Annotated in this window: 2 protein-coding genes; one reads left to right on the top strand and one right to left on the bottom strand. The window is 67.6% G+C overall.

All coding sequences use genetic code 11. The features are described from left to right. Nucleotides 1–534 (top strand): vitamin B12 dependent-methionine synthase activation domain-containing protein (locus ACFVJS_RS28060; protein WP_378886816.1); only part of this gene is annotated, 534 nt, incomplete at its 5' end. 177 nt (nucleotides 535–711) lie between these two features. Here ACFVJS_RS28060 and ACFVJS_RS28065 read toward each other — a convergent pair. After that, a partial coding sequence (locus tag ACFVJS_RS28065; protein WP_378886817.1) for a hypothetical protein occupies nucleotides 712–1,016 on the bottom strand: 305 nt, incomplete at its 5' end.

A 1,016-nucleotide genomic window follows, 5' to 3' on the forward strand; every position in this document is an offset into this window, starting at 1 on the left:
GACCACGTCGGTGCCTTCGCGGTGACCGCCGGCATCGGCCTGCCCGAGCGGGTCAAGGCGTTCAAGGACGACCTCGACGACTACTCCGCGATCATGCTGGAGGCACTGGCCGACCGCCTGGCCGAGGCGTTCGCGGAGCGGCTCCACCAGCGCGTACGCACCGAGTTCTGGGGCTACGCCGCCGACGAGGGCGGTGACGGCCAGCTGCCCAACGAGGACCTGATCGCCGAGAAGTACGCCGGTATCCGCCCCGCTCCGGGCTACCCGGCCTGTCCCGACCACACCGAGAAGCAGACCATCTGGTCGCTGCTCGACGTCGAGAAGAACACCGGCATCGAGCTCACCGAGTCGATGGCGATGTGGCCGGGCGCGTCGGTCTCCGGCATCTACTACGGCCACCCCGACTCGCAGTACTTCGTCGTGGGCCGTCTCGGCCAGGACCAGGTCGCCGACTACGCCCAGCGCAAGGGCTGGACGATGGCCGAGGCCGAGCGTTGGCTCTCGCCGAACCTTGGCTACGACCCGGAGGACTGATCCTTCACGGGGAACGAAAATTCATTCGGCTCGTGGAGTCGAATGAATTTTCATTCCGGCGCCAGGGGGTGAACGAACTTTCACCCGGTCTCGACGCGTGAACGAATTTTCATTCGCTCCCGTAGGCCGAATGAAAGTTCGTTCGCGCCGGTGACGGTACGGTTCGATCCGTTCCCATCACGGAGCGGTCGATGGGCTGTCCATAGGGGCGCTGTCGAGAGGGGAGCCGTCGAGAGGGGCGCCGTCGAGAGGGGCGCCGTCGAGCCAGGACGGCGGAACCCGGCCGACGCTGGCGACGTTCCAGAAGGCCGTACGCCGTGTCAGGATCGTGACGAGGTGGTAGCCGTCCGGGTGGCGGGTGAGCACGCCCGCCACCGGCTCACGCTCCGGGTCCAGAGCGAGCGGGATCACGTGGGCCCAGGTGTCGGTGCCGGGGTACCTGTAGGAGCCGACGGTGGACGCGTCCCACGAGCCGAGGGAGG

It is taken from the genome of Nocardioides sp. NPDC057772 (assembly GCF_042798075.1).
Classification (GTDB): domain Bacteria; phylum Actinomycetota; class Actinomycetes; order Propionibacteriales; family Nocardioidaceae; genus Nocardioides.